Source organism: Microbispora sp. H13382, assembly GCF_014161445.1.
Classification (GTDB): Bacteria; Actinomycetota; Actinomycetes; order Streptosporangiales; family Streptosporangiaceae; genus Microbispora.
Genome location: NZ_JABBXA010000022.1, coordinates 107062 through 132351, shown reverse-complemented (window position 1 = coordinate 132351; position 25290 = coordinate 107062). Strand labels below are relative to the sequence as shown.

Sequence of the window (25290 nt, the reverse complement as noted above, 5' to 3'; positions counted from 1 at the left end):
CGGCACGAGGGGAAAGGGAACGGTCCAAGCCGCGAGGGCCGGGCCCGGCCGGGATGTGAGCGCTCACCCGCCGGCCGGGCCATCAAGATCTATCTGATAAGCGCGGGGTGCTCGATTTGGCGTCGTTTGGCGAGCGCCATCTCAATGTGCTGCTCCATGATCCGCGCGTGTTCGTGATCTCCCTGCCGGGCGCTGGCGGCGGCGAGATTACGGACCACCCGGAGTACGGCCCCCGCGACCTCCTGCAGATGCGTTTCCCGATGCCAGGTATCGCTGAGCGGATCGAGGCCGAGGACATTCAGCATGGCCCGGACCGACCGGCATTTGCCGGCCGCCCGTTCGCGATCCCCGGCGGTCAGCGCGGCGTTGCCCTCGGCCACCTCGCCGTGGACGGCCGCCAGGGCCTGCGACACGTTCAGGTCGTTGTCCATCGCCTCGCTGAACTGCTGGGGAAGGGGTGCGGCGGCGTCGGCGCCCACCCGCAGCACGAACCTCTCGACGCGCCGGTAGGCCGCCGCCGCCTCGTCCAGGGCGTCCGGGCTGAATTCCATCGGCGACCGGTAATGGGCCGCCGCCAGGTAATAGCGGAGTTCGACCGGCCGTACGCGGTCGAGCAGGGCCGGGACGGCCAGCGGGTTGCGCGGGTGTTTGCGTATCTTCTCGCCCCGGTGCGTGACCGGGCCGTTGTGCAGCCAGAAACGCGCGAAGGAATCCCCGGCGGCCCGCGACTGCGCCATCTCGTTCTCGTGGTGCGGAAATATGAGATTGGCTCCTCCGCCGTGGATGTCGAATTCCGCGCCCAGATACCTGCGGGCCATCGCGGAACATTCCAGATGCCACCCCGGGCGCCCCTCGCCCCAGGGTGAGCTCCACACCGGCTCACCGGACTTCGCGCTCTTCCACAGTGCGAAATCGCGCGGGTCCCGTTTTCCCCGCTCGTTTTCCTCGGCCGCCCGCAGGCGCTCGGCCTGCTGCCGGGAAAGGGACCCGTAGTTCGGGTAGGAGCCGACCGAGAAATACACGTCGCCGTCGGACTCGTAGGCGTGCCCGGACGCGACGAGCTGCTCGACCATCTCGATCATCTCGGGGATGTGTCCCGTCGCCCGCGGCTCCACGCTGGGCGGAAGGCATCCCAGAGCGGTGTACGTACGGACGAAGGCCCGGTGGACGGGACCGGTGATCCGCCACCAGGGGACCCCCTCGGCGATGGACCTGTGAATTATCTTGTCCTCGATGTCGGTGACGTTCCGGCAGAGCAGGACCTCATATCCGCTGAATTTCAGCCAGCGGTGCAGAATGTCGAAATTGACCTGCGATCTGAGCTGTCCCACATGGGGCGGCACGACGACGGTGGGACCGCAGAGATAAATCGACACCATTCCGGGAATTCGAGGGACGAAATCGCGGACGGCGCGGCGATGCGTATCGTAAAGGCGAAGACCCACCTAGCCGAGGGTAAGCGACCTGTTCGCTCGCTGTCGATAGCGCGGGCCGACCCGGGCCCGCACACCCGGAAATGGCGATTGTGAGGCCGGGGAATAAGGACGATCCGCCCCTTGGTTGGCGCAGGCATGGAGCCGACGAAACGGGGCCGCGTCCGGGTGGAGACGACGGCCAAGCGCGTACGTGTCTACGTCGAGGGCCGCGCGGTGGCCGACACCACCCGGGCCCTGCTGGTCTGGGAGGTCCCCTACTACCCGACGTACTACTTCCCGGCGGACGACGTCCGTGTGGAGGAGTTGAAGGCCGCCGGAGAGACGCGGCACTCGCCCAGCAGGGGAGACGCGGTGGTCCACGACGTGGCCGGCCGGCCCGGCGCGGCCCTCGTGTACGGGGACGACGCCCCGCTGGAGGAGATCCGGGGCCACGTCCGCTTCGACTGGAACGCGATGGACAACTGGTTCGAGGAGGACGAGGAGGTCTTCGTCCACGCCCGCGACCCGTACACCCGGGTGGACGTCCTGGCCAGCTCGCGCCACGTCCGGGTGGAGGTGAACGGCGTCACCGTCGCCGACTCGCGCAGCCCGCGCATCCTGTTCGAGACCGGCCTGCCGCCGCGCTACTACCTGCCCAAGACCGATGTGCGGCTCGACCTGCTGCGCCCGTCCGAGACCGTGACCCACTGCCCGTACAAGGGCCGCGCGGTGTACTGGTCGGTCGGCGAGGACGAGTCGGGCAGGGACCTGGTCTGGTCGTATCCCACTCCGCTCCCGGAGTCGCAGAAGATCGGCGGACTGGTCGCCTTCTACGACGAGAAGGTGGACGTGTACGTCGACGGCGTCCTCCAGGACCGCCCGAAGTCGAAGTTCGCCTGACCCTCGCCGTGCCGGTCAGCCGTGCAGGTCGAACGCGCACCGGATCTCGCCGACGGTGAGGCGTCATCGGCCGAGGTCCACCTCTCGTGGGAGGTCCTTGTTCCTGGGGACCTTCGTCAAGCGCGCGGCGCACGCCGGGGCCCGCGTCAGCGGCGGATGACGTGGAGGACGCTGGCGATGCGCTCGGCGGCGGTGACCACATCGGAGGCGTGCCCGATCCGGCCGGCCCACGACAGCCAGTACCACCACTCGCCGTCGCTGGCGTTGGACGCCAGCACGTCCTCGGCCATCGTGGGCTCCATGGGATTGATGACACGCAGTCGCGGATAGAGACCGGCCGGCGCCGTCAGGCGCACCTGGAAGGAGTGGGCCTCGAGCTGGGCGGCGAGCCGCTCCAGGTGGTCCATCGCCTCGCTGCGGTCTACCGTCGTCATCCTCAGCCTCCGGGGAACGTCAGGACCTATCACCGGAAAGGGTGAACCCGCAACGACCTACCGGCAATCGTGCGGATTCCTCGAAACCGTGCAATAACCAGGGAACTCACCGGGATTCCGTGGAACACACACGGGTTCACGAACACGAAGGCATAACAGTCGCGGGAGGTTGTGTGCCTGCGCGTTTACCGTGGGGAAACAACCGTAAACGGGGACCGCTTCACCAGTGGAGGGCGTGCACATGGCCCGCGGAGAGCACTCACCCGCTTGCGCGCGTCGCTGGCGCGAACAGGCACAGGTACGACAGTGGACGCTCTGGCAGACCGTCCAGGCGATCCACGGGTGCTGCGGCGTCAGCCTGCTGAAGGCCCACCGGCTCGGCCGCGGGTGGTCGGCCCGGCAGGCCATCGAGGAGCTGGAGCACCTGTGTGAGCAGCAGAGCCTCGGTCACCCGCGGGCGAGCATCGACCTGCTGAACGCCTGGGAGAACAACCGGGCCCGTCCGCGTCCCCAGACCATCGACCTGCTGGCCCGGCTCTACCGGGCCAACGCCGTACGGCTCGGCCTGGCCGCCGACTACTGCGAGGACGCGGGCGGACAGAAGATCGTCGTGGTCGGGCCCGGCCAGGCCGGCGAGCAGTCCCGGGCCGAGGACCCGGCCCCCGACGACGCGGAGCGCCGGGCGCTGTTCCACCAGGCGATGCTGATGGGCACGCCCAACGGCCGGTTCTTCGCGGAGGTCGAGGGCCTGCGCCACGACCTCGACCGCACGCTGGCCACGGGCACGGTGAACGAGGACCAGCTCGACCGGCTGGACGAGCAGGTGTTGCGCTACCGCAGGGAGTACATGACGACCCCGCCGACGCCGATGCTCTGCCGGGTCATGCTGGAGATCTCCGACGTGCGCCGGCTGAGCTCCGCCCGCCAGCCGTCGTCGGTGCAGCGCCGCCTGCTCACCGCGACCACGATGCTCACGCTGCTCGCCGCCGACGCGCTGATGAAGCTGGGCGACACCCGCCAGGCCCACGCGTGGTACGGCACCGCCCGCGCCGCCTCCGACGACGTGGGCGACCTGCGGCTGCGGGCGCTGGTGCGGGCCCAGCAGACCATGCTCCTGTACTACTACGGCGACCTGAACGAGACCGTACGGCTGGCCCGCGAGGCGCGGATGCTGGCCGGCTCCGCGCCCAGCTCGCCCGCGGCGCTGGCGGCGGCGGCCGAGGCCCGCGCGCTCGCCAGGATGGGGGACGGCAAGGCCGCCAGGATCGCGCTCGCCGAGGCGGAGCAGATCTTCGCCCGCATGCGCGGCATGAGCCAGGACGACCTGGCCTTCGTCTTCACGGAAAAGCGGATGAAGTTCTACCGCACCGGCACGCTGATCGAGCTGGGGGACGCCCAGCAGGTGCAGGGCATCGACGGGTTCCCTCCGGGCTTCCAGACCATCGACCCGGCGCTGATCCTGCTCGACCAGGCGAGCCACCTGGCCAGGAACGGCGACCACGAGGAGGCCTGCCGGATCGCCGCGGACGCGCTGCGGCAGGTCCCCGCCGAGCACCGCACCTCGATCGTCGTCACGCGGGCCAGGGCCCTGCTGGCGGACGCCGACCCCGCGTTGCCCGCCGTACGGCGTCTGCGGCGGGTGCTGGCGGAGTCGACGCCCACGCTCGCCCTCAGCGGGCTGTTCCCCGCGACGGACTCCCCTGCCGCCGAGAACGCGTGAAAACCGCCATGAGGACGATGGAGCCGGCGCCGCTGGCCGAGGAGGCGTTCAGGGTCCTGCGCGAGGTCTGCGCGACGATCGGGGTGGACGCGCGGGGCGCGCAGCTCCTGAGGCTGCGCAGCAACGCGGTCTTCAAGCTGCGCGCGGACGCGCGCCGCGGGGAGATGGTGGTGCGGATCGCGACCGCGCCGGACGCGCTGACCCGGTTGCCGGTGGTCGTGGCGGTCGCCCGCTGGCTCGCCGACCGGGGCTTTCCGACCGTGCGGCCGGCCGACGAGATCGCCGACCAGCCGATCGTGCACGGCGGCCGGGCGGTCACCTTCTGGCGGTACGTCCCCTCCCGCGGCCGCCCGACGACCCGGCAGCTCGGCCGGGTGCTGCGCAGCCTGCACCGGGAGCCGGTGCCGCCGGTGGGGCTGCGGACGCTCACCGACCCGCTCGCGGAGGTGCGGCACGCGGTGGAGCACCGGGCCGAGGTGCTCACCGCCGGCCAGCGGTCGTGGCTGAGCGACCGCATCGAGGAGCTCACCGGGCGCTGGCGCGCCCTCGACACCGGCTCGCCGGTGCTGCTGCACGGCGACGCCTGGATCGACAACCTGCTGCGGTGCCAGGACGGGCACGTGGTGCTGTGCGACTGGGACGGCGTGGCCGTCGGCCCGCGCGAGTGGGACCTGGTGCACACCTACCACGGGCAGCGCCGCTTCGGCCTGTCGACGGCCGACGTGGACGAGTTCGCCCGCGCGTACGGCTCGGACCTGCGGCTGTGGCCCGGCTACGGCACGCTGATGGAGGTGCGGGACATGTACGCCGTGGGCATCCACATCCGTAACGCCTCCGGCGACCCGTTCTCCCGGCAGGAGCTGCCCCGGCGGCTCGACTCGCTCACGCGCGGTGACGGGCACGCGCGGTGGTATATGGCGGCACCGGCATAGCTCCGGGTAATCGTGGGTACTCTCCGGACAGGCTGCGAGTGTCGCAGTGGACAATTCCTGAAAACATGGTTTGTAAAAAGCGCACCCGGGTCATCCCGGCGGCGGATATGCGCGCGCGTCCAGCGTCTCACGCGGTCGCGCAACGATTCCGCTACGCAGCCTCATGCTCTCGACCTGGGAACATGGTGTGGCTTCCAAGAAGGAGAAGCAGTTGTCTGAAGGCACTGTCAAGTGGTTCAACGCCGAAAAGGGCTTCGGTTTCATCGCTCCGGACGACGGCACCGCTGACGTGTTCGTTCATTATTCGGCGATCACCTCGAACGGTTACCGGACGCTGGACCAGAACCAGCGAGTCAGCTACGTGACCGTTCAGGGCAACAAGGGACCGCAGGCCGAACAGGTCACGCCGCTCTAGGACGTGACTCACGGTGACACAGCGGTCGTGACCGGCCGCGCCGGCGGTACCACGTCGGCCCGCGCCGCTGCGGCGGCGCGGGCCCGATGTTTTGCCGTTCTTTTACCGGGCATCGGGAACGGTCATGAGACTGAGCATGACCTCCGATCTGTGGTGGAAGAACGCGGTCGTGTACTGCCTCGACATCGAGACGTTCGCCGACGGCAACGGCGACGGGATCGGTGACTTCAGAGGGGCGATCCAGCGCATCGACCATCTGGACCGGATGGGCGTGACGTGCATCTGGCTGATGCCGTTCTTCCCGACGCCCGACAAGGACGACGGCTACGACATCACCGACTTCTACAACGTCGACCCGCGCCTGGGCACGCTCGGCGACTTCGTCGAGTTCATGCGCGTGGCCGGGGACCGCGGCATCAGGGTCATCGCCGATCTCGTGGTCAACCACACCTCCGACCAGCATCCCTGGTTCAAGGACGCGCGTTCCAGCCGGGACTCCCGCTACCGGGACTGGTACATCTGGTCGGACAAGCCGGAGCCCGACGATCCCGGCGGCATCGTCTTCCCCGACGAGGAGGACAGCCTCTGGGAGTACGACGAGAAGACCGAGCAGTACTACTTCCACCGGTTCTACCGGTTCCAGCCCGACCTGAACACCGCCAACCACGAGGTGCAGGACGAGATCTCCCGGATCCTCGGCTTCTGGATGGAGCTGGGCCTGTCGGGCTTCCGGGTGGACGCCGTGCCGTTCCTCATCGAGCAGGTCACCGACAGCGACGACCTGCCCGACCCGCACGAGTTCTTCGCGTGCCTGCGGGCCTTCCTCAGCCGCCGCGACGGCAGCGCCATCCTCCTCGGCGAGGTGAACCTGCCGTACGACGACCTGGTGCGGTACTTCGGCAACGATCTCGGCGACGAGATCACCATGTGCTTCGACTTCATCACCATGCAGCGGACGTACCTGTCGCTGGCCCGCCAGGACGCCGGTCCGCTGGCCGCCGCCCTGCGCGAGCGGCCGGCCCCGCCCAAGGACTCGCAGTGGGCGACCTTCGTCCGCAACCACGACGAGCTCACACTCGACAAGCTGAACGACGCCGAGCGTGAGGAGGTCTTCGCGGCCTTCGGCCCGGACAAGGACATGCAGTTGTTCGGCCGGGGCCTGCGGCGACGCGTGCCCACCATGCTGGGCGGCGACATGGACCGGATCAAGATGGTCTACAGCCTGCTGTTCTCCCTGCCGGGCACCCCGGTGCTCTTCTACGGAGAGGAGATCGGCATGGGGGAGAACCTGGAGCTGGAGGGCCGCCAGGCCGTCCGCACGCCGATGCAGTGGACCCCCCACCGCAACGGCGGCTTCAGCGACGCCGACCCCTCCAAGGTGCGCATCCCCATGCCGACAGGGGAATACGGTCCTGAGAAGGTCAACGTCAGCGCGCAGGAGCGCGACCCCGACTCGCTGCTGTCCTGGATCACCCGGCTGATCCGGCACTACCGCGACTGCCCGGAGTTCGCGTGGGGCGACTACACGGTGCTCGACACCGGCGTGGACGCCGTGTTCGCCCACCGGGCCGACTGCGACGGCGAGACGGTCGTGGCCGTGCACAACCTCGGTGAGACCGAGGCGGAGGTGGAGATCACGCTGGACGGGCTCGACTCGTCCAAGGTGCTGACCGACCTTCTGGTGGACGGCACGGTCGAGATCTCCGGCGACGGCCGGGCCCGCTTCCCCATGGGCCGGTACGGCTGCCGCTGGTTCCGCGCGTCCACCCCCGAGACCGCCCCCGCGGATTCCGCCGACGTCTCCTAAGATCTGCGAGACGCTCCCTAGGGGTTCCCTCAGGGGCGGCTCGGGTGGATCTCCGATGGGCCGCCGCCCTCCCCGCGGCCACAGTGAAGTGCCATGGGGATGGTCTTGGGATACGTGCTGGTGGCGGCCGGCGCCGCCGCGATGTTCGCGTTACATCTGGTGGCGGGGCTCGACCCGCTCACCGCGATGATCAGCGAGTACGCCTTCGCGCCGCACGGGTGGCTGCTGCCGGTCTCACTGACGGCGATCGCCCTGGGCTCGGCCGTCCTCGCCGTACGGCTGTCGCGGCTGGACCGGCGTGCGGCGCTGCTGGTGGGCGTGTGGGGCGCCTGCCTGCTGCTGGTGGCCGGGTTCCCGACCGACCGGCCGGGGCTGTCGCTGTCGCTGTCCGGCGGCATCCACCGCTATGCCGCCTTCGCGGCCTTCGTCAGCCTGCCGGTGGCCGGGCTGCTCGTCGCCCGGGCCACCCGCTCGCGTCTGGTGCGCGTGCTGTGCGCCGTCGCGCTCGGCTCGCTGCTCCTGGTGGTCCTGCCGTACGCCTTCCGGATGCTGCACCTCGACCCCGGCACGGTGCCCGCCGGGTTCACCCAGCGGCTGACCGTCGTCTCCGAGGTGGCGGCGCTGGTGGCGATGGCGGCCAGTGCGGCGAGGGCACCGGGCTCACAGGCCCGGCACCTGGCCGTCGAGCGTCTCGAGCGCGTCCTCGATGGCCCGGTGGAAGGTCGGATAGGCGTACATCATGTGCCGCAGCCGCGTCGTGGGGATCTCGTTCTGCACCGCCACCACCAGCGCGCCGAGCACCTCCCCGCCGGCCGGTCCGGCGCTCGTGGCGCCGACCAGCACGCCACGCCGCGCGTCCTCCACCAGCTTGACGAAGCCCTCGTGCCCGGCCCCGTGGATCCAGCCGCGGGCCGACTCGTCGACGTGGGCGAAGCCCACCCGTACGTCGAGCCCGGCCTCCCGGGCCTCCCGCTCGGTGAGGCCCACCGAGCCCACCTCGGGGTCGGTGAACGTGACATGGGGCACCGCCCGGTAGTCGGCGGCCGGACCGCCCTCGCCGAGGATGTCGCGGGCCGCGATCCTGCCCTGGTAGACGGCGACGTGCGTGTAGGCTCCCCGGCCGGTCACGTCGCCCACCGCCCACACGCCGTCGGCGGCGCGCATCCGATCGTCCACGGTGACGAACCTGGCGCTCTCGTCGAGGCCGGCCTCTCCCGCGCCGATAGCGGCCAGGTCGGTCCTGCGGCCGGTGGCGACCAGTAGACGCGCGGCGCGGAGGGCCCGGCCGTCCTCAAGCGTCAGTGTGAAGCCGTCGTCGTCGTGCCGTACCCGCGCGGCCCCGACACCGGTGTACGCCGCGAGGCCCTCACCGGCGAACACCCGGGCCAGCAGCACGCCCGCCTCGGGCTCCGCCTGCGGCAGCAGGCGGTCGGCGGCCTCCACGACCGACACCCGCGTGCCGAACCGGGCGAACACCTGGGCGAGTTCGCAGCCGACCGCCCCGCCGCCCAGCACGATCAGCGACTCGGGCGCCTGCCGGGCCGCGACGGCGTTGCGGTTCGTCCAGTACGGCGTGCCCTCCAGGCCGTCGATCGGGGGGACGTCGGGGCTGGTGCCGGTGGCGAGGACGATCCCGCGCCGGGCCCGCAGCACCCGGCCGTCCACGGTCACCTCCCGTGGCCCGGTGATCCGGCCGCGGCCCCGGACGAGGTGGACGCCCGCGCTCTCGAATTGCTCCGCCTTGGCGTCGTCGCTCCAGCCGTCCGTCGCCTCGCCGGTGATCCGGTCGATCACCGGGGCCCACTTCGGGGACACCCGGACCGAGCCGGCCATGCCGGGCACCCGCCGTGCCTCGGCCAGCAGCCCCGCGGCCCGCACCATCATCTTGGAGGGGACGCAGCCCCAGTAGGCGCATTCGCCCCCGATCAGGCGGGCCTCCACCCCGGCGACGCTGAGGCCGGCCTCCGCCAGCCGCCCCGCGACGCCCTCTCCGCCCGGTCCCAGGCCGAGCACCACCACGTCGTACATCCCGTCCATGCCCGTCAACTGCCCAGACGGAGCCGTAGCGCACGGGAAACCCGCGGAAAACGCGAGGGGCGGGCCGGTCGCCCGGCCCGCCCCTCGCGTGACAGCTCTCAGATCAGACCGAGCGCCCGCACCGTGTCCCGCTCCTCGACCAGCTCGCCGACCGAGGCGTCGATCCGCTCGCGCGAGAACGCGTCGATCTCCAGGCCCTGGACGATCTCCCAGCGGCCGTTCCTGGACACCACGGGGAAGGAGGAGATGAGGCCCTCCGGCACGCCGTACGAGCCGTCGGAGGGGATGGCGGCCGAGGTCCAGTCGCCCTCGGGCGTGCCGTTCACCCAGTCGTACACGTGGTCGATCGCCGCGTTGGCCGCGGACGCGGCCGAGGAGGCGCCGCGCGCCTCGATGATGGCGGCGCCGCGCTTGGCGACGGTCGGGATGAAGGTGTCGCGCAGCCACTCCTGCTCGACCTGCTCGGCCGCGATCTTGCCGCCGACCTCGGCGTGGAAGAGGTCCGGGTACTGCGTGGCGGAGTGGTTGCCCCAGATCGTCATCTTCTTGATCTCGGCCACCGGCACGTTCAGCTTGCCCGCGAGCTGCGAGAGTGCGCGGTTGTGGTCGAGCCTGGTCATCGCGGTGAACCGCTCGGCCGGCACGTCGGGAGCCGCGGACTGCGCGATGAGCGCGTTGGTGTTGGCCGGGTTGCCCACGACCAGCACCCGGATGTCGTCGGCGGCGTGGTCGTTGATGGCCTTGCCCTGCGGGCCGAAGATGCCGCCGTTGGCCTCGAGGAGGTCGCCGCGCTCCATGCCCTTCGTGCGCGGGCGGGCGCCGACGAGCAGCGCGACGCTGGTGCCGTCGAAGGCCTTGGCCGGGTCGTCGGAGATCTCGATGCCGCGCAGCAGCGGGAACGCGCAGTCGTCGAGCTCCATCGCGGTGCCCTCGGCCGCCTTCACGGCCTGCGGAATCTCCAGAAGGCTGAGCTTCACCGGGGTGTCAGCCCCGAGGAGCTGGCCCGAGGCGACGCGGAAGAGCAGCGCGTAACCGATCTGGCCGGCCGCGCCGGTGACGGTCACTTTGACGGTCATGACGTTCCCCATTCGCGATTTGTGTGACTCACGGATGCTACCCGCCGGGCCGTATCCCCTCGTGAGCAGGTCAGGGTTGAGTCCCACATCGCCGTGCCACTGGTCCGGCCGAGGTGCCACATATCGGGCCTACTGGATGTCGTGATCTGGTCCGCGGATAAAAGGAAGGTTCCTTCCCCCGGTCGGCTGGCTTGTTTACTGGTCTTCCCGCGGCATTCGGGGCGGAAGCCCGGCCATGCGGGCGTCGATATGAGAGGTCCGATGACTGAGCAACTCGTGCGCTGGGAGATCGACGGCGGCGCCGTGATCGTGGAGACGGACGACAGGCCGGCCGGGGGCTGGACCCCGGCCTCCTCTCGCGGTGACCGCGTCCTCTACGAAGCCAAACAGAGCTTCGAGGACGCACTCGCGCAGGTCCGTGGGGCCGCTCAGGCCGCGTTGCGCACGTTCTCCGACGGCGTCGTCGGCCCAGACGAAGTGGAGGTCGAGTTCGGCGTGAAAATGAGTGCCGAAGCCGGAGCCATCATCGCCAAGACCGCCTTGGAGGGACATCTGACGGTGAAGCTCAAGTGGACGGCCCCAGGCGCGTAGAGCAACACAGGGCAAGCGGACAAGTGCGAACGCGGAACCCGTGGCGGGCGCGGATAGAGGGTAGAACGAAGGACGGCGATGTCGTCGTCGGCGCGGGGTTCCTCGTCGACCGCAGGCATGTGCTGACCTGCGCGCACATCGTCGAGGGCTGTGCCGAGGTCCGTGTCGGCTTCCTCCACGCCAACCGGCGGGACCTGCGCGACGTGCCCGCCGAGGTCGCCGAGGTCGCCGAGGTCGCCGCGGGGGAGTCCCGGGCCGCTTCCGGGGAGGCCGGTGACGCCACCGGTGATGTCGCCGTGCTCAGGCTCGCACGGGACGTCGATCTCACGCCCGCCGCCATGTCGGAACACCTCGACAGCACGGCCGAGCTGACCGCCCACGGGTTCCCCTACGACCACGGCAGGGCGGAGAGCATCCTGCGTCTCGGACTGACATCGGTTGAGCCGATGGCCGGCGAATGGCACCAGGTCGAAGCGGTCAAGGGCCATACGGAGATGCCGCGCGCGGGTTTCAGCGGGGCGGCCGTCTACGACGAGAACCGCGGCTGGGTGATCGGCATGTTCACCGACGCCTCACGGGACCCCCACAGCCGTATCGGCCGGATGATCTCCATCAACACCATCCGCCGATACTGGGAAGGCATCGACGATCTCCTCGAACTCCCCTGGCTGCCCAGGGAACAGCGGGTGAGCCTCCGCGCGATCCTCCACGGTGTCACGACCGACGTCGCCCCGGCCGAACTTGTCGTGGCGGCGGACTACGAGCGCCCTACCCGTGACCTGCGGTCGACGTGGGAGGCGATCCGGTACGTCGCCGAGGAGTTCTGGGACAAGGACTCGCTGGTGCGGATCCTGCACGCGGTCGCCGGCCATCTGACCGACGATCACGTCAGGCAGGCCCTGGCGACGTGGATCCACCGCAACCTGCCGCCCCTGGCGCTACCGGAGCGGCAGATCACTTCCATCGTCGTACGGCTGGATCCGAGGACCAAGGGCGGGTATCACCTGGGGTTCTCACACTTCATCGACGGCAGGCCGTATCCGGGTGAGCCCAGCAGGGAGGTCTCCCGCAAGGAGGTGCGCAGAGCGGTCGAGGGGGCGATCAACGGGCTGATGAGGACCGTCGTCCTGCATGGCCGTCACGATCCGCTGATCGAGTTCGTGCTGCCGCCGTCGCTGATGAGCGAGCCGATCGACGAGTGGTATGCGAGCCGTAATCCGGACGTCCGTATGAGCGTGTATCGCGTGGTGGTGCGTGACGTGGTGCGGCTTTCCAACTACGTGTTGCAGGACCAGTGGCTGACCCGGCATGACCGGTTCCGGGGTGTTCCGCCGTACGAGAAGATCGGCTGCCGGGACCCGCGCAGCGCGAAGGACCTGTACGACTTGCTGGTTCGGAGAAGGGAACTCCGAGCGATTGTCTACGCGACGAGGCCGAACACATCCATCCTGGAGAAGGCGCTGAGTGCCGGCATCTCGATGATGGTGTGGCCCCGGACGGACTGCCCCCTGCACGACCACTCCGCCTGTCGCGGCAGTCATCTGCTGAAGGTCCTCGCCTCGGTGGTGGAGGCGGGCGATGCGGCTGAGCTGCCAGAGCGAATTCGAGATCTCCGGCTGGAGGCGCAGAAATTCCCGGGCTCGAAGATAACCCTGCTCTGGGACGACCCGGAAAGAAAGCCTGACCCCCCGATTTTCGTAGAAGAAGCGTGATGTCTGAGCCGTCTATTCCTTCCTGGTACATATACACGGGAGTTCCCGGAGCGAACAGCGATATCAGCCGCCTGCCGAAGGCGCCCCCATGGCGCGAGTTCAAGGGAACCCCGCCCGAGGATCGGCCGGATGAACCACCCGGAGAGGATCCCGCCCACGCGCATCGGGCCCGCAGCTACCGTCCGGCCCCCGAGGCGGTCGAGCAGGTCAACGCGGCGCTGTATCTCCGCAGGCCTCTCCTGGTGACCGGGCGCCCCGGCACGGGAAAGTCGACTCTCGCCTACGCGGTGGCGCGCGAACTCGGGCTCGGACCCGTCCTCTACTGGCCGATCACGAGCAGGGCCACGCTCCGCGAGGGTCTTTACCACTACGACCCGCTGACCCGCCTCTACGCGATGAAGGGCGCGGAGGAAGCCCGCGACGACGACCCGGGCAGGTACATCCGCCTCGGTCCGCTCGGTACGGCGCTCCTTCCGGCGAGGTATCCGAGGGTGCTGCTGATCGATGAGATCGACAAAAGTGACATCGATCTGCCCAACGATCTGCTCACCGTGTTCGAAGAGGGCCGATACGAGATAACCGAGCTGGCCCGGCACGGGTCGGGGGCGAGCACGGTGATGACGTCGGATGGCGACGCGGTCTCCATACGGGGCGGCAGGGTGGTCTGCGGCGAGTTTCCCTTCGTGGTGATGACGAGCAACGGTGAAAGAGATTTTCCTCCCGCGTTCCTGCGGCGCTGTGTCACGCTCGAGCTGCCGGAGCCGGATCCCGAGCGGCTCGCGGAGATCATCCGCGCGCACCTGAGAGGGCTCGCGGACGAGAGTGAGGACATCGTCGGCCTGTTCCTTTCGCGGAAGACCCAGGGGCAGCTCGCGACGGACCAATTGCTTCACGCGGTCTACCTGACCCATCACGCGGCGAGGCAGGGGGTGGTGGACCGGATGGAACTGGCCGCACGAATCATGCCGTACCTCAGTCCGTCCTCGGCGGATGACGACTGATCGGGTCAGCGAGATCCTCGCCGAGGCGGGAGCGCCGGTCTCGCCCCGGGAACTGGCCGAGGTCATCTGGTTGGCGCTTCATCTCCGTGACGCACCGCCCGGCGACCTCGAAGGCGGGAAAGGCGGCGCGGACGGCCTGGGCCCGGGGAAGGGGACGCCGCCAGAGGAGCGCACGGCGCCGCAGCTCGTGCGGGATGGGCGGGCAGAGCTCCGCATGCGGGCCGGCGACGGCCATGAGGGAGCGGGCACGCCGGTGCGCGTACCCGCCGCGCCGCTGATGAACGATGTCCTCTCCCTGCAACGCGCGCTTCGGCCGATCAAACGAAGGGTCCCCTCGCGTCGGCGGGACCTGCTGGACGAGGAGGCCACGGCCGAGCGCATCGCCGAGACGGGTGTCTGGGCTCCGGTCATGACCTTCACGCCGGAACGCTGGCTTGACCTGGCGCTGGTGATCGACACCGGGCCGACGATGTGGCCCTGGCGCCCGCTGGCCGGCGAACTCAGAGAAATGTTCACGAGGCTCGGTGCGTTCCGCGACGTCCGCGTCTGGTACCTGCTCCGGGGGCGGATCGCCACCGCTCCCGGGGCGCCGCCCCGGGGACCCGCGGCCCTGGCGGACGCGTCGGGCCGGAGGATCGTGCTCCTGCTCAGCGACTGCGCGGGCCCGCACTGGTGGGAGGGACGCGCTCAGCAGGCGCTGCACGGGTGGGCACGCCGCACCCCGACCGCCATTCTGCAACCGCTGCCGGAAAGGCTCTGGCACCGGACCGCGATGCCCGTCGTGCCGGGGTGGGCGACGTCCGGACGGCCGTGCCCGCCGAACTCCGCACTGCGGTTCAGGCCATCGGAGCAGGAGACCGTACCGGCCGGACTGCCCGTGCCCCTGCTGGAACTGGATCCGCTCTGGCTGGCCGACTGGGCGCGGCTGACGGCTACGGGGGGAGACGCCGGAAGGGACGGAATTCCCACCGCGATGACCTACGTGACCGGACGACGCCGTTCGGGTGCCCGCCGGCTGGCCGCGGAGATCTCGCTCGCACTCGATGACCGCGTGCGTCGGTTCAAGGCGACCGCCTCACCGGAGGCCGTACGTCTGGCCGCCTACACCGCCGTCTCCGCACCCGCGGTTCCCGTCATGCGGTATATCCAGCGCAGCATGCTGCCCGGTTCCCCGCCCTCGGTCCTCGCCGAGGTCGTGGTGAGCGGATTCCTGCGTGCGGTGGCCCGTGACCGCTACGAGTTCGTCAGCGAGGAGGCGCGCCGGGCCGTGCAACGGCTGGTGCCGCGCTCCGAGTCGTGGCGCGCGGTCGACGTGCTGCGCCGGTTGTCCGCCGAGATCGAGAGCCGGGCCGCCTCGGCCGCGACCACGTTCCCGGCGCTGGTGCCCGCGGATCGCCACGGCGACGTGTTGTACGGGATGACGGGACGGCCCTTCGCCTTGATCGACCCGAACGCCCTCGGCGTCCTCGGCGACCTGGGCGTCTCGACGTCGTCCGGGGCGGCCGCCGGAGGACCGCCGGGCGACGGAGCCGGGGCGGAGGCCGCACCCGACCCTGCGCGGCCCCTCGTCGCAGGTCGCTCTGTTCGCCCGGCCGCGGCCGGGCGCCGCCGCGAACGTCCCCGTCCGTACTTCTACCTCAGTTACGCTGCGATACCTTTCGGCGAGCAGGGCGACCCGAACGCGTGGGTCGTGCGATTCTTCATGGCGCTCTGCCAGGAGATCACGCAGATGACGAGCGTGCGGCCGGAAGAGGCCGGCTTTCTGGACCGGGAGGCCTGGCAGGGGGGATGGTCGGAGTCGACGGCGGAGGCGCTGGCGGCATGCAGGGTCTTCGTCCCCCTGTACTCGCCCCGTTACTTCAGTAGCGAACGGGCCGGCAGGGAGTGGGCGGCGTTCCGGCGGCGGTTCACAGACGCCAGACCGGCAGAGAAATCGCTCACGGGGCCGATCGTGCCCGCGCTCTGGGTCCCCGTTCAGGGTCTCGAACTCCCTCCGGTCGCCCGAGGTATCCAACAAGTGACCACCGGCCTGGGCTCGCCGTACGAGGAGCTAGGTCTCTACGGCATCATGAAGCTCCGCAGGTATCGAGAGGACTACGACGCCGCGATCCACGAACTCGCGCGCAGGATTGTCGCGGTGGCCGAGGCCACCCCCGTCGTGATCGGCGAAGCGCCGAGATACGAGGACGTCACCAGCGGGTTCACCGAACGCGCCGCCCGCGGACCCGTACCCGTGACGGTCATCGCGCCCAACCTCGGGAACCTGCCGCCGGACGTTCCGAGCCCCTACTCGTACGGCACGACGGCCCAGGAGTGGCAGCCCTTCCGGGCGGAAGGGGACCGCCGGTCAGTTTCGGAGCACATCGAGGAGTTGGCGGACGCCCGAGACGTGGCGATCGCGCCGGGCGGGCCGCCCCGGCAGGGAGAGCCGAGCCTGCTGATCGTCGACCCGTGGACGGCTCTGATCCCTGAAGTCGGCAACGTGGTGCGGGAGGACGAGACCTATTCGGGTTACACGAATCTGATCGTCGTCTGGAGGCCTGACGATCGGGTGACCCAACGGGTCCGGCCGTATCTGCAGTCGTGGCTGGACCAGGCGCGGCGCACCGCTTTCCGCGGTGCGGCGGTGCGGCACGTCTCATCGCTGCGCGCGTTCCGCACCGAGGTGGCGCGGGTGCTGGACACCGCGCGCGAGCCGGGCCCAGAGGAGCGGGAAGGGCCGTGGCCACGCCTTTCGCCTCTGGATGAGTGAAACTTTCAAGTAACAGGCAGGCGACTTCGCCCGTAACACGGCGATGGATGCCCTGATGGGGCGGTGGGTGCACGCCGGGCGGTCCCGCCGGGGCGGCGCGGCCCTTGACGGGTCTCTGTACGGCGCCGGAGGTGGTGCCTATGGTTCGTGGGAGCGCTCCCAAGCGCAGCAATCATCGCCAGGAGGACCTTCCCAATGAGATCCACCCCCCGACCGGGAGCCGTGGGCTCCACGGTGCGCCGCGGCCTGGTCGCGGCGGCCGTGCTCGCCCTCGGCGCCACGGCGGCCGTCGCCACCGCCACCTCGGCGAGTGCCGCGGTCGCCTGCAAGGTCAACTACACCGCCAGTGAATGGCAGGGCGGCATGTCCGCCAACCTGACCATTCAGAACCTGGGTGACGCGCTCAACAACTGGACGCTCACCTTCACCTTCCCCAACAGCGGCCAGAAGGTCAGCCAGGGCTGGTCGGGCAACTGGAGCCAGTCGGGCAGCAACGTGACCGTGACCGCCATGGACTGGAACAAGTCCCTGGCCAGCGGCGCGTCGACGAGCATCGGCTTCAACGGGACCTGGAGCGGCAGCAACCCGGCGCCGACCAGCTTCAAGATCAACGGCGTCACCTGCAACGGCACCCAGCAGTCGCCGTCGGCGTCGCCGTCGGCGCCGGTGTCGCCGACGCCGCCGGTCTCGCCCTCCCCGCAGGTTTCCCCCTCTCCGCAGGTCTCCCCGTCCCCGCAGGTGTCGCCGTCGGCTTCTCCGTCGACCTCGCCGCCGCCGCCCGGGACCCATGTGGACAACCCGTACGTCGGCGCCACGGGGTACGTGAACCCGGACTGGTCGGCGAGCGCGGCCTCCGAGCCGGGCGGTTCGCGCGTGGCCAACATCTCCACGGCGGTCTGGCTGGACCGCATCGCCGCGATCACCTCCGGCTCGGCCGGCAACAACAGCAAGGGCCTGCGTGACCACCTCGATGAGGCGGTCAAGCAGGACGCGGCCAACGGCAGCACGCCTCTCACGATCCAGGTCGTCATCTACGACCTGCCGAACCGCGACTGCTCGGCGCTGGCCTCCAACGGCGAGCTGAAGATCGCGCAGAACGGTCTCGCGCGGTACAAGACCGAGTACATCGACGTGATCGCCGGGATCATGGCGGACTCGAAGTACTCCAACCTCCGCATCGTGACGATCATCGAGCCCGACTCGCTGCCGAACCTGATCACCAACGTGAGCGCGTTCCAGGCGTGTCAGGAGGCCGAGTCCTCGGGCGCCTACGTCCAGGGTGTGCAGTACGCGCTGAACAAGCTGCACGCGATCAAGAACGTCTACACCTACGTGGACGCGGCGCACCACGCCTGGCTCGGCTGGGACAACAACTTCCAGCCGATGGTGAACCTCTTCCACCAGGTCGCCACCGGCACCACCGACGGCGTGAAGAGCATTGACGGTTTCATCGTGAACACCGCCAACTTCGGCGCGACGGTCGAGCCGTACTTCACCATCAACACCTCGGTGAACGGCCAGTCGGTGCGCCAGTCCAAGTGGGTCGACTGGAACTGGTACGTGGACGAGCAGTCCTTCGCGGTCGGTCTCCGCAACGCTCTGGTGGCGAAGGGCTTCCCGAACACGCTGGGCATGCTGATCGACACCTCCCGCAACGGCTGGGGCGGCTCGGCCCGGCCGACCGGGCCGAGCACGTCCACCAGCGTGGACACGTTCGTCAACCAGTCCCGTGTCGACCGCCGCATCCACGCCGGCAACTGGTGCAACCAGTCCGGCGCCGGTATGGGTGAGCGGCCGAAGGCGAACCCCGCCGCCGGTCTCGACGCCTACGTCTGGATCAAGCCTCCGGGTGAGTCCGACGGCTCCAGCTCCCAGATCCCGAACGACGAGGGCAAGGGCTTCGACCGGATGTGTGACCCGACCTACACGGGTAACTCGCTGAACGGCAACAACATGTCCGGTGCTCTCGGCGGAGCCCCGGTCTCGGGCCACTGGTTCTCGGCCCAGTTCCAGCAGCTCATGCAGAACGCCTACCCGCCCCTCTCGTAACACGAGGCGCGAGTGACAGCGGGCCCCGCCGCATCCGCGGCGGGGCCCGCCCCTTTTGGTCTACGGCCCGGTCAGGTGTAGTGACCCGACCTGCTGCTCCGGGTGAGCTTGAGCACGACCGACACGATCAGCGCGATCGCGCCGATGATCAGAACCCACTTCAGCGCGCCGAAGATGAGCCCGATGACGGAGCCGAGAAGGAAGAACCCGACGATGACGGCTGCGGCGATGAGGAGAATGCGTCCCATACCTTCACCGTACGGGCCGCACTCCCCCCGCTCACAGGGCCGAAGGCCAAGTTCAGGGCAGACTCAGGGTCATATCAGGGTCTAGTCGTTGGCGTGCAAAGCGGCGTTGAGCTCGATGCCCCTGCTGTCGCGTGACACCGCCTCGACCGCCCCGGTCGTCGAGTTGCGGCGCAGCAGCAGACCCGACTTGCCCGACAGCTCCCTCGCCTTCACGACCGCCCCGTCCGGCAGCGTGACCTTGGTGCCCGCCGTGACGTACAGCCCGGCCTCCACCACGCAGTCGTCGCCCAGCGAGATGCCGACGCCGGAGTTGGCCCCGAGCAGGCACCGCTCGCCGATCGAGATGACCTCCTTGCCGCCGCCGGACAGCGTGCCCATGATCGAGGCGCCGCCGCCCACGTCCGACCCGTCGCCCACGACGACCCCGGCGGAGATGCGGCCCTCCACCATCGAGGCGCCGAGCGTGCCGGCGTTGTAGTTGACGAAGCCCTCGTGCATGACGGTGGTGCCGCTCGCCAGGTGGGCGCCGAGCCGTACGCGGTCGGCGTCGGCGACCCGCACGCCGGAGGGCAGCACGTAGTCGACCATCCGGGGGAACTTGTCCACGCCGTAGACGGTCACCGGGCCCCGGGCCCGCAGGCGCAGCCGCACCTCCTCGAAGCCCTCCACCCTGCACGGGCCGTGGCTGGTCCACACGACGTTGGCCAGCAGCCCGAAGACCCCGTCGAGGTTGATCGAACGCGGCCGGACCAGGCGGTGGGACAGCAGGTGCAGCCGCAGGTACACGTCGTACGCGTCGGCCGGCGGGGCCGACAGGTCGGCGATGCCGGTGCGCACGGCCACGACCTCGACGCCCCGGGCGGGGTCGGGGCCGACCAGGTCCGCCATGCCCTCGCCGAGGTCGTCGCCCGCGATCGGCTCGGTGCCCACGGCCGGGGGCTCGCCCAGCGCCGGGAAGGGGAACCAGGTGTCCAGCACGGTGCCGTCCGCGGCGATCGTGGCGAGGCCGATCCCGTACGCACCCGAGGTGGTGGAGTCGATAGCTGTCATGTGCACCTACGCTACCGGCTGTCGACTAGGGGTCTCCTGGGCGGACGACGCCCGACTCGTAGGCGTACCTGACGGCCTGGGCGCGGTCGCGCAGGCCGAGCTTGGCCAGCAGGCGGTTCATGTGCGTGCTCACCGTCGCCTCGCTGATCGACAGCGTGCCGGCGATCTCGCCGTTCGACAGCCCCCGCGCGACCAGGCGCAGCACCTGCTCCTCCCGCGGCGTCAGTCCGGTCTCCGGCGGTGGCGCGGCGGGTTGTGCGCGGCGGTAGGCGTCCACGACCCTGCCCGTGACGGCGGGGTCGAGCAGCAGCTCGCCGCGGGCGGCGCTGCGGATCGCCGCGAACAGGTGCTCGGGCGGCGAGACCTTGAGCAGGAAACCGCTGACCCCGGCGTGCAGGGCGTGGCCGAGGTTCTCGTCGGTGTCGTAGGTCGTCAGCATGATCACACGCGGCGGCTCGGGCGCGGACAGGATCCGCCGGGCCGCCTCCAGGCCGTCGAGGCGCGGCATCGCGATGTCGAGCAGCACGACGTCGGGCCGCAGGCTCCGGGCCAGTTCCACGGCGCGTTGGCCGTCGGACGCCTCGCCCAGCACGGCGAGGTCCGGCTGGGTGCCGATGACCAGGCGCAGCCCGGCCCGGATCATCGCCTGGTCGTCGGCGATCAGGATCCCGATCACGTTCACAGCGTCACTCACAGCATCACTCACAGGGGCAGCACCGCCCGGACGCCGAACCCGCCCGAGGCGAGCGGTCCCGCGGTGAGCGTGCCGTGGAACAGCGCGGCCCGCTCCCGCATGCCGATCAGCCCGTGTCCGCTCTCCGGCCCGGCGGCGCGCGCCCGCGTCCTGCCCTGGCGCGGGCCGTGGTCGACGACATGCAGGTGCAGCTCCCCGGGGCGGTAGTCCACGGTGACCGCCGCCCGGGTCGGGCCAGCGTGCTTGAGCGCGTTGGTCAGCGCCTCCTGCACGATGCGGAAGGCCGACAGGTCGAGCCCGGCGGGCAGCGGCACCGGGTCTCCCCGCACCTCCAGGGCCACCTCGAGGCCCGCCGCCCTGACCTGGTCGAGCAGGTCGTCCAGCCGGTCGAGGCCGGCCTGAGGGCCCGCGTCCGCCTGCGGCCCGCGCAGCAGGCCGAGCATCCGGCGCAGCTCGTCGACCGCGCCGCGGCCCGTCTCCTCGATCGACGCGAGCACCTGCCGCTCGCGTTCCTGGTCCTCGCGCAGCATGAGCCGTACGCCGCCGGTCTGCATGGTCATCACGCTGACGCTGTGGGCGACGATGTCGTGCAGTTCGCGGGCGATGCGGGCGCGCTCCTCCGACACCGCCTCGCGGGCCAGCAGTTCGCCGCGCTCGGCGGCCTGTGCGGCGATCACGCGGTGCCGCCGCACGGCCAGGCCGGCTCCGGCCGCGATCGCGGACATCACCACCGCCACGGCGATGTCGCCCCACCCGGCAGGCGGGGACGAGGCCGCCAGCATGGAGACGACGTACGCACCGCTCGCGACCAGGCCGGTCACGGCCTTCACGCTGCCCGGCCGTACCTCCGACAGCAGGGTGAACAGCAGCACGAGCTCGGTGTAGAACTGCCAGGCCGCCGACATCTGGGGGGCGAGGGCGAACAGCAGGACGTTGACGGCGGAGTAGACGCACAGGATCGCGAAGGGGACGCGGCGCCGGAACAGCACTCCGGCGGCGGTGACGACCCCGGCGGCGATCCAGATGGGGAGATCCTCGCGGGAGGGGCCCATGGAGCGCCCGCCGATCTCCTCGGCGATCGCGAACAGGCCCACGGCCACCGCGACGAGCCAGTCGACGAGAGTGGGGGGACGGCGGTGGAGCATGACGCAGAGAGTAACGGTCGTCCGGAATGCACCGTTCCACAAATCCACCTGTAGGAGGACAGGTCGTCAAAACGTGCTTTGACGACACCGCGGGGGACCGATCCGTACGGTCCTCCGCATGCTTACCAACGCGAACTCCTTCCGCCGCGTCGCGGCGGGCACGAGCCTCGTCCTCGCCCCGCTCTGCCTGCTCCTCGGCATGGCCGCCGATCCGTCCGAGCCCGGGGTCGAGGACCCTCTCGTGTACGCGAACAACCCGGGCGCCGTGGGCGTCAGCGCGACGCTCCTCCACTACGCGTGGATCCTGTGGGTCCCCGGTGTGATCGGCCTCGTCCACCTCGTACGCAAGAAGGGCGTGGTACTCGCCAACATCGCGGGCGTGGTCGCGGTCCTCGGCCTCATCAACTTCTCGGCACTGATGATCTCGGACTTCTTCGACATCGTGGCGTTCCGGATGCTGCCGGTGGACCAGGCCGAGAAGCTCATGCAGGACGCGGCGCAGCCCGCGATGACGATCGCCTGGCAGATGCCCGGGATGATCGGGTCGTTCCTCGGCCTCGTGCTCGTGGCCGTCGCGTACGCCTGGGGAGGCCGGGCCGGGTGGTGGTTCCCGGCCGGCGTGCTCGTCGGCATCCTCGTCTGGCTGTTCGGCGCGAGCGCGTGGAACCTCGTGCTGGGCCTCGGCGGCCCCGTCATCCTGCTCGTGGTCTTCGGCATCGTCGGCGTCTCGATGATCCGGATGCGCGATGAGGACTGGGCAACCGCCGCGTGACCAGGGTTAACGCCCTGTTTCAGTGGGTTTCAGGTTGAAAGAGGTGATTACGGGGAAAGTTGACTCGGCACCACCGAGTCGGCAAACCTCGGCCCGTTGGGGGGCGAATGACCGACGTGCAGAACTACGCCCGGGACTGCTTCCGCGGAGTCACCTCCGACCGGCTGGGCGTCGAGCTGGAGTTCCTGGTCTTCGACGCCGAGGACCCCGCGCTCCACGTTCCCGTCGCCCGGATCGCGGACGCGCTCCCCACGCTCCCCGGCGGCAGCCGGGTGACGTTCGAACCGGGCGGGCAGCTCGAACTGTCCGCTCCGCCGGACGTCCTGCCTGACGCGATCGCGAAGCTCACCGCCGACGTCGGCGCCGTACGGCTCGCGCTCACCCGGGCCGGCCTGCGGCTGGGCGGCCGCGGCCTGGACACGCTCCGTCCGCCCCTGCGCCAGTTACGAGAGCCCCGATATGAGGCGATGGCCGCCTTCCTGGGCCGCCCGCACGGCCTCACGATGATGTGCTCGACCGCGTCCGTCCAGATCAACCTGGACTTCGGCGACGATCCCCGGGTCCGCTGGGAACGCGTCCACGTGCTCGGCCCGGTGCTGGTGGCGGCCTTCGCCAACTCGCCCGCGGGCGGATGGGCCTCGGGCCGCCAGGCAGTGTGGGGCAGGCTCGACCCGAGCAGGACCGCGCCCGTCGCGCGCGGAGGCGATCCGGTGGACGACTGGGCGCGTTACCTCCTCGACGCCCGTCTCATGCTGATCCGGGGGGACGGCGGCTTCCTGCCGGTCCTCGACGGCTCGGCGTTCCGGGACTTCGCCCGCGTGGCCGGGCGTCCCCCCGACGAGGACGACCTCGCCTACCACGCCACCACGCTCTTCCCGCCCGTGCGCCCCCGGGGCTGGCTGGAGGTGCGCTACCTCGACGCGCAGGGGGCGGCCGAGTGGCCCGTGTGCGTGGCCGTCGTCCACGCGCTCGTCACCGACGACCGGGCCGCCGGGGTCGCCCTCGAAGCGGCCCGGCCGGTCGCGCACCGGTGGTCGGACGCCGCCCGGCTCGGTCTCGCCGACCCCGAGCTGCGCCGGTCCGCCTCCGTCTGCTTCCGCGCCGCCGCCGAGGCCCTGCCCCGCCTCGGGGCCGAGCCCCGGCTGGTCGCCCGGGTCCGCGCGTTCGCCTCCCGGCACATCGAATCCGGCCGATCGCCGGCCGCCGACCAGATGGAGGAGATGTACGCGTGACCGATCTCGACGCCGTCCTGGGCAACGCCGGCCCGACCGGACTGAAGGAGCGGATCGCGGCCGAGCTCGAGGCCGTACGCGAGCGCTCGCTCGCCTACACCGACACCGACGACGACATGCTCGTGCGCCAGCACTCGCCCCTGATGTCGCCGCTGGTCTGGGACCTCGCGCACGTCGGGAACTACGAGGAGCTGTGGGTGCTTCGGGAGGTGGGCGGCATCGAGCCGCTGCGCCCGGAGATCGACCACCTCTACGACGCGTTCAAATACCCGCGCAAGGACCGGCCCTCGCTGCCGCTGCTCGGCCCGGCCGAGGCCAGGAAGTACATCTCCGGCGTACGCGGCCGGGTGCTCGACGTCCTCGACCTGGTGGACCTGACCGACCCCGCCCCGCTGCGGTCCGGCGGCTACGTCTTCGGGCTGGTGCTGCAGCACGAGCACCAGCACGACGAGACGATGCTCGCCACGCTCCAGCTGTCCCGGCGGCCCGGCCTGGTCCGCGACGGGGAGCTGCCGCCGGGCCGGCCCGCCGGTGAGCCGGAGGTGCACATCCCCGCCGGGGTCTTCACGATGGGCACCGACACCGTGGCCTGGGCGTACGACAACGAACGGCCGGCCCACCGGATCTACCTGCCGGGCTACTGGATCGACCGCCGTCCCGTCACCAACGGGGCGTACCTGGAGTTCGTCGAGGACGGCGGCTACCGCGACCCGCGCTGGTGGCTGCCCCAGGGCTGGGAGTGGGCCGAACGGACCGGCGTGGAGGCCCCGCTGTTCTGGATCCGGGACGGGGACACCTGGTGGCGGATCCGCTTCGGCCGGGAGGAGCCCGTGCCGCCGGACGAGCCGGTGCAGCACGTCTCCTGGTACGAGGCCGACGCGTACGCCCGGTGGGCGGGCAAGCGCCTGCCGACCGAGGCCGAGTGGGAGAAGGCGTGCGGCGGCCGCACGTACCCCTGGGGCGAGGCCGACCCCGGCCACCTCGGGCGCTGGGCCAACCTCGGCCACCGCGCCGCCCGGCCCGCGCCCGCCGGGGCGTTCCCGGACGGCGCGAGCCCCTACGGAGTGGAGCAGCTGATGGGGGACGTGTGGGAGTGGACGGACTCCTGGTTCCAGCCCTATCCCGGCTACCGCTGCTTCCCCTACGAGGAATACAGCAAGGTCTTCTTCGGGGAGACCTACCGGGTGCTGCGCGGCGGGTCGTGGGCCACCCACCCCTCCGCCGTGCGCACGACCTTCCGCAACTGGGACTACCCGATCCGGCGGCAGATCTTCGCCGGGTTCCGCTGCGCGCGCTCGGAGGACTGAG

At 70.5% G+C, this 25290-nt stretch carries 21 protein-coding genes and 1 pseudogene; 14 read left to right on the top strand and 8 right to left on the bottom strand.

What is annotated here, in order from left to right; translation table 11 throughout:
- Nucleotides 1-89: 89 nt before the first annotated feature.
- Complete coding sequence (gene cysS / locus HHX41_RS33100) at nt 90-1445, bottom strand: cysteine--tRNA ligase (protein WP_182909085.1); 1356 nt, start codon at nt 1443-1445, stop codon at nt 90-92.
- Between the two features lie 126 nt (nt 1446-1571).
- Here cysS and HHX41_RS33095 point away from each other — a divergent pair, with 126 nt between their 5' ends.
- The gene (locus HHX41_RS33095; RefSeq protein WP_182909084.1) at nt 1572-2315 is read left to right on the top strand and encodes a DUF427 domain-containing protein; all 744 of its coding nucleotides are present in this window, start codon (nt 1572-1574) and stop codon (nt 2313-2315) included.
- Between the two features lie 146 nt (nt 2316-2461).
- Here HHX41_RS33095 and HHX41_RS33090 read toward each other — a convergent pair whose 3' ends face one another.
- Nucleotides 2462-2749, bottom strand: a complete 288-nt coding sequence (locus tag HHX41_RS33090; RefSeq protein WP_079315904.1) for a hypothetical protein — start codon at nt 2747-2749, stop codon at nt 2462-2464.
- A 241-nt stretch (nt 2750-2990) separates the two neighbouring features.
- On the opposite strand from HHX41_RS33090, the gene HHX41_RS33085 reads away from it, so the two are divergent.
- The 5 genes and pseudogenes from HHX41_RS33085 to HHX41_RS42460 form a co-directional block, all read left to right on the top strand.
- The gene (locus HHX41_RS33085; RefSeq protein WP_169986667.1) at nt 2991-4469 is read left to right on the top strand and encodes an XRE family transcriptional regulator; all 1479 of its coding nucleotides are present in this window, start codon (nt 2991-2993) and stop codon (nt 4467-4469) included.
- An 8-nt stretch (nt 4470-4477) separates the two neighbouring features.
- Nucleotides 4478-5401 (top strand): phosphotransferase enzyme family protein, encoded by a 924-nt coding sequence (locus HHX41_RS33080; RefSeq protein WP_169986669.1) that lies wholly within the window; start codon nt 4478-4480, stop codon nt 5399-5401.
- Between the two features lie 211 nt (nt 5402-5612).
- On the top strand, nt 5613-5816 hold the full coding sequence (locus HHX41_RS33075; protein WP_030511616.1) for a cold-shock protein: 204 nt from the start codon (nt 5613-5615) through the stop codon (nt 5814-5816).
- A gap of 124 nt (nt 5817-5940) precedes the next feature.
- Entirely contained in the window at nt 5941-7623 is a 1683-nt protein-coding gene (locus tag HHX41_RS33070; protein WP_182909083.1) for an alpha-amylase family protein, read from the top strand.
- A 93-nt stretch (nt 7624-7716) separates the two neighbouring features.
- Nucleotides 7717-8202 (top strand): annotated as a pseudogene (locus HHX41_RS42460) (DUF998 domain-containing protein); the annotation flags it as partial.
- Between the two features lie 81 nt (nt 8203-8283).
- Here HHX41_RS42460 and HHX41_RS33060 read toward each other — a convergent pair.
- Nucleotides 8284-9660 (bottom strand): NAD(P)/FAD-dependent oxidoreductase, encoded by a 1377-nt coding sequence (locus tag HHX41_RS33060; protein WP_182909082.1) that lies wholly within the window; start codon nt 9658-9660, stop codon nt 8284-8286.
- A 98-nt stretch (nt 9661-9758) separates the two neighbouring features.
- Nucleotides 9759-10736 (bottom strand): malate dehydrogenase, encoded by a 978-nt coding sequence (locus tag HHX41_RS33055; RefSeq protein WP_182909081.1) that lies wholly within the window; start codon nt 10734-10736, stop codon nt 9759-9761.
- A 276-nt stretch (nt 10737-11012) separates the two neighbouring features.
- Between HHX41_RS33055 and HHX41_RS33050 the strand changes: the two genes are divergently transcribed.
- From HHX41_RS33050 to HHX41_RS33030, 5 genes are all read left to right on the top strand, one after another.
- Nucleotides 11013-11327 carry a CU044_2847 family protein gene (locus HHX41_RS33050; protein ID WP_310742296.1) on the top strand — a complete coding sequence of 105 codons (315 nt, stop codon included), beginning with the start codon at nt 11013-11015 and terminating at the stop codon, nt 11325-11327.
- 23 nt (nt 11328-11350) lie between these two features.
- Nucleotides 11351-13039, top strand: coding sequence for a trypsin-like peptidase domain-containing protein (locus HHX41_RS33045; RefSeq protein ID WP_182909079.1), 1689 nt, complete (start codon nt 11351-11353; stop codon nt 13037-13039).
- The gene (locus HHX41_RS33040; protein ID WP_220504633.1) at nt 13039-14040 is read left to right on the top strand and encodes a MoxR family ATPase; all 1002 of its coding nucleotides are present in this window, start codon (nt 13039-13041) and stop codon (nt 14038-14040) included. The genes HHX41_RS33045 and HHX41_RS33040 overlap by 1 nt, the downstream gene beginning before the upstream one ends.
- Nucleotides 14030-16792, top strand: a complete 2763-nt coding sequence (locus tag HHX41_RS33035; protein ID WP_182909078.1) for a TIR-like protein FxsC — start codon at nt 14030-14032, stop codon at nt 16790-16792. The genes HHX41_RS33040 and HHX41_RS33035 overlap by 11 nt, the downstream gene beginning before the upstream one ends.
- Nucleotides 16793-16987: 195 nt before the next feature.
- A complete protein-coding gene (locus HHX41_RS33030) occupies nt 16988-18841 on the top strand; it encodes a glycoside hydrolase family 6 protein (RefSeq protein WP_182909077.1) in 1854 nt (617 codons plus the stop codon).
- Nucleotides 18842-18912: 71 nt separating this feature from the next.
- Here the strand turns inward: HHX41_RS33030 and HHX41_RS33025 are convergent, their stop codons facing one another.
- From HHX41_RS33025 to HHX41_RS33010, 4 genes are all read right to left on the bottom strand, one after another.
- Nucleotides 18913-19089 (bottom strand): hypothetical protein, encoded by a 177-nt coding sequence (locus HHX41_RS33025; RefSeq protein ID WP_169986612.1) that lies wholly within the window; start codon nt 19087-19089, stop codon nt 18913-18915.
- Between the two features lie 81 nt (nt 19090-19170).
- On the bottom strand, nt 19171-20139 hold the full coding sequence (dapD, locus tag HHX41_RS33020; protein WP_169986680.1) for a 2,3,4,5-tetrahydropyridine-2,6-dicarboxylate N-succinyltransferase: 969 nt from the start codon (nt 20137-20139) through the stop codon (nt 19171-19173).
- Between the two features lie 25 nt (nt 20140-20164).
- Nucleotides 20165-20833, bottom strand: coding sequence for a response regulator transcription factor (locus HHX41_RS33015; RefSeq protein ID WP_310742295.1), 669 nt, complete (start codon nt 20831-20833; stop codon nt 20165-20167).
- A gap of 8 nt (nt 20834-20841) precedes the next feature.
- Nucleotides 20842-21978 carry a sensor histidine kinase gene (locus tag HHX41_RS33010; protein WP_182909076.1) on the bottom strand — a complete coding sequence of 379 codons (1137 nt, stop codon included), beginning with the start codon at nt 21976-21978 and terminating at the stop codon, nt 20842-20844.
- A 118-nt stretch (nt 21979-22096) separates the two neighbouring features.
- On the opposite strand from HHX41_RS33010, the gene HHX41_RS33005 reads away from it, so the two are divergent.
- From HHX41_RS33005 to egtB, 3 genes are all read left to right on the top strand, one after another.
- A complete protein-coding gene (locus HHX41_RS33005; RefSeq protein WP_169986696.1) occupies nt 22097-22750 on the top strand; it encodes a hypothetical protein in 654 nt (217 codons plus the stop codon).
- 107 nt (nt 22751-22857) lie between these two features.
- Nucleotides 22858-23982 (top strand): ergothioneine biosynthesis glutamate--cysteine ligase EgtA, encoded by a 1125-nt coding sequence (egtA, locus tag HHX41_RS33000; RefSeq protein ID WP_169986698.1) that lies wholly within the window; start codon nt 22858-22860, stop codon nt 23980-23982.
- Complete coding sequence (gene egtB, locus HHX41_RS32995; protein ID WP_310742294.1) at nt 23979-25289, top strand: ergothioneine biosynthesis protein EgtB; 1311 nt, start codon at nt 23979-23981, stop codon at nt 25287-25289. The genes egtA and egtB overlap by 4 nt, the downstream gene beginning before the upstream one ends.
- Nucleotide 25290 lies beyond the last annotated feature (1 nt).

Coding starts and splice junctions, on each gene's coding strand:
- HHX41_RS33095 (WP_182909084.1), top strand. CDS start 1,572: ATGGAGCCGACGAAACGGGGCCGCGTCCGGGTGGAGACGACGGCCAAG.
- HHX41_RS33090 (WP_079315904.1), bottom strand. CDS start 2,749: ATGACGACGGTAGACCGCAGCGAGGCGATGGACCACCTGGAGCGGCTC.
- HHX41_RS33085 (WP_169986667.1), top strand. CDS start 2,991: ATGGCCCGCGGAGAGCACTCACCCGCTTGCGCGCGTCGCTGGCGCGAA.
- HHX41_RS33080 (WP_169986669.1), top strand. CDS start 4,478: ATGAGGACGATGGAGCCGGCGCCGCTGGCCGAGGAGGCGTTCAGGGTC.
- HHX41_RS33070 (WP_182909083.1), top strand. CDS start 5,941: ATGAGACTGAGCATGACCTCCGATCTGTGGTGGAAGAACGCGGTCGTG.
- HHX41_RS33060 (WP_182909082.1), bottom strand. CDS start 9,660: ATGGACGGGATGTACGACGTGGTGGTGCTCGGCCTGGGACCGGGCGGA.
- HHX41_RS33055 (WP_182909081.1), bottom strand. CDS start 10,736: ATGACCGTCAAAGTGACCGTCACCGGCGCGGCCGGCCAGATCGGTTAC.
- HHX41_RS33040 (WP_220504633.1), top strand. CDS start 13,039: ATGTCTGAGCCGTCTATTCCTTCCTGGTACATATACACGGGAGTTCCC.
- HHX41_RS33035 (WP_182909078.1), top strand. CDS start 14,030: ATGACGACTGATCGGGTCAGCGAGATCCTCGCCGAGGCGGGAGCGCCG.
- HHX41_RS33030 (WP_182909077.1), top strand. CDS start 16,988: ATGAGATCCACCCCCCGACCGGGAGCCGTGGGCTCCACGGTGCGCCGC.
- HHX41_RS33025 (WP_169986612.1), bottom strand. CDS start 19,089: ATGGGACGCATTCTCCTCATCGCCGCAGCCGTCATCGTCGGGTTCTTC.
- dapD (WP_169986680.1), bottom strand. CDS start 20,139: ATGACAGCTATCGACTCCACCACCTCGGGTGCGTACGGGATCGGCCTC.
- HHX41_RS33010 (WP_182909076.1), bottom strand. CDS start 21,978: ATGCTCCACCGCCGTCCCCCCACTCTCGTCGACTGGCTCGTCGCGGTG.
- HHX41_RS33005 (WP_169986696.1), top strand. CDS start 22,097: ATGCTTACCAACGCGAACTCCTTCCGCCGCGTCGCGGCGGGCACGAGC.
- egtA (WP_169986698.1), top strand. CDS start 22,858: ATGACCGACGTGCAGAACTACGCCCGGGACTGCTTCCGCGGAGTCACC.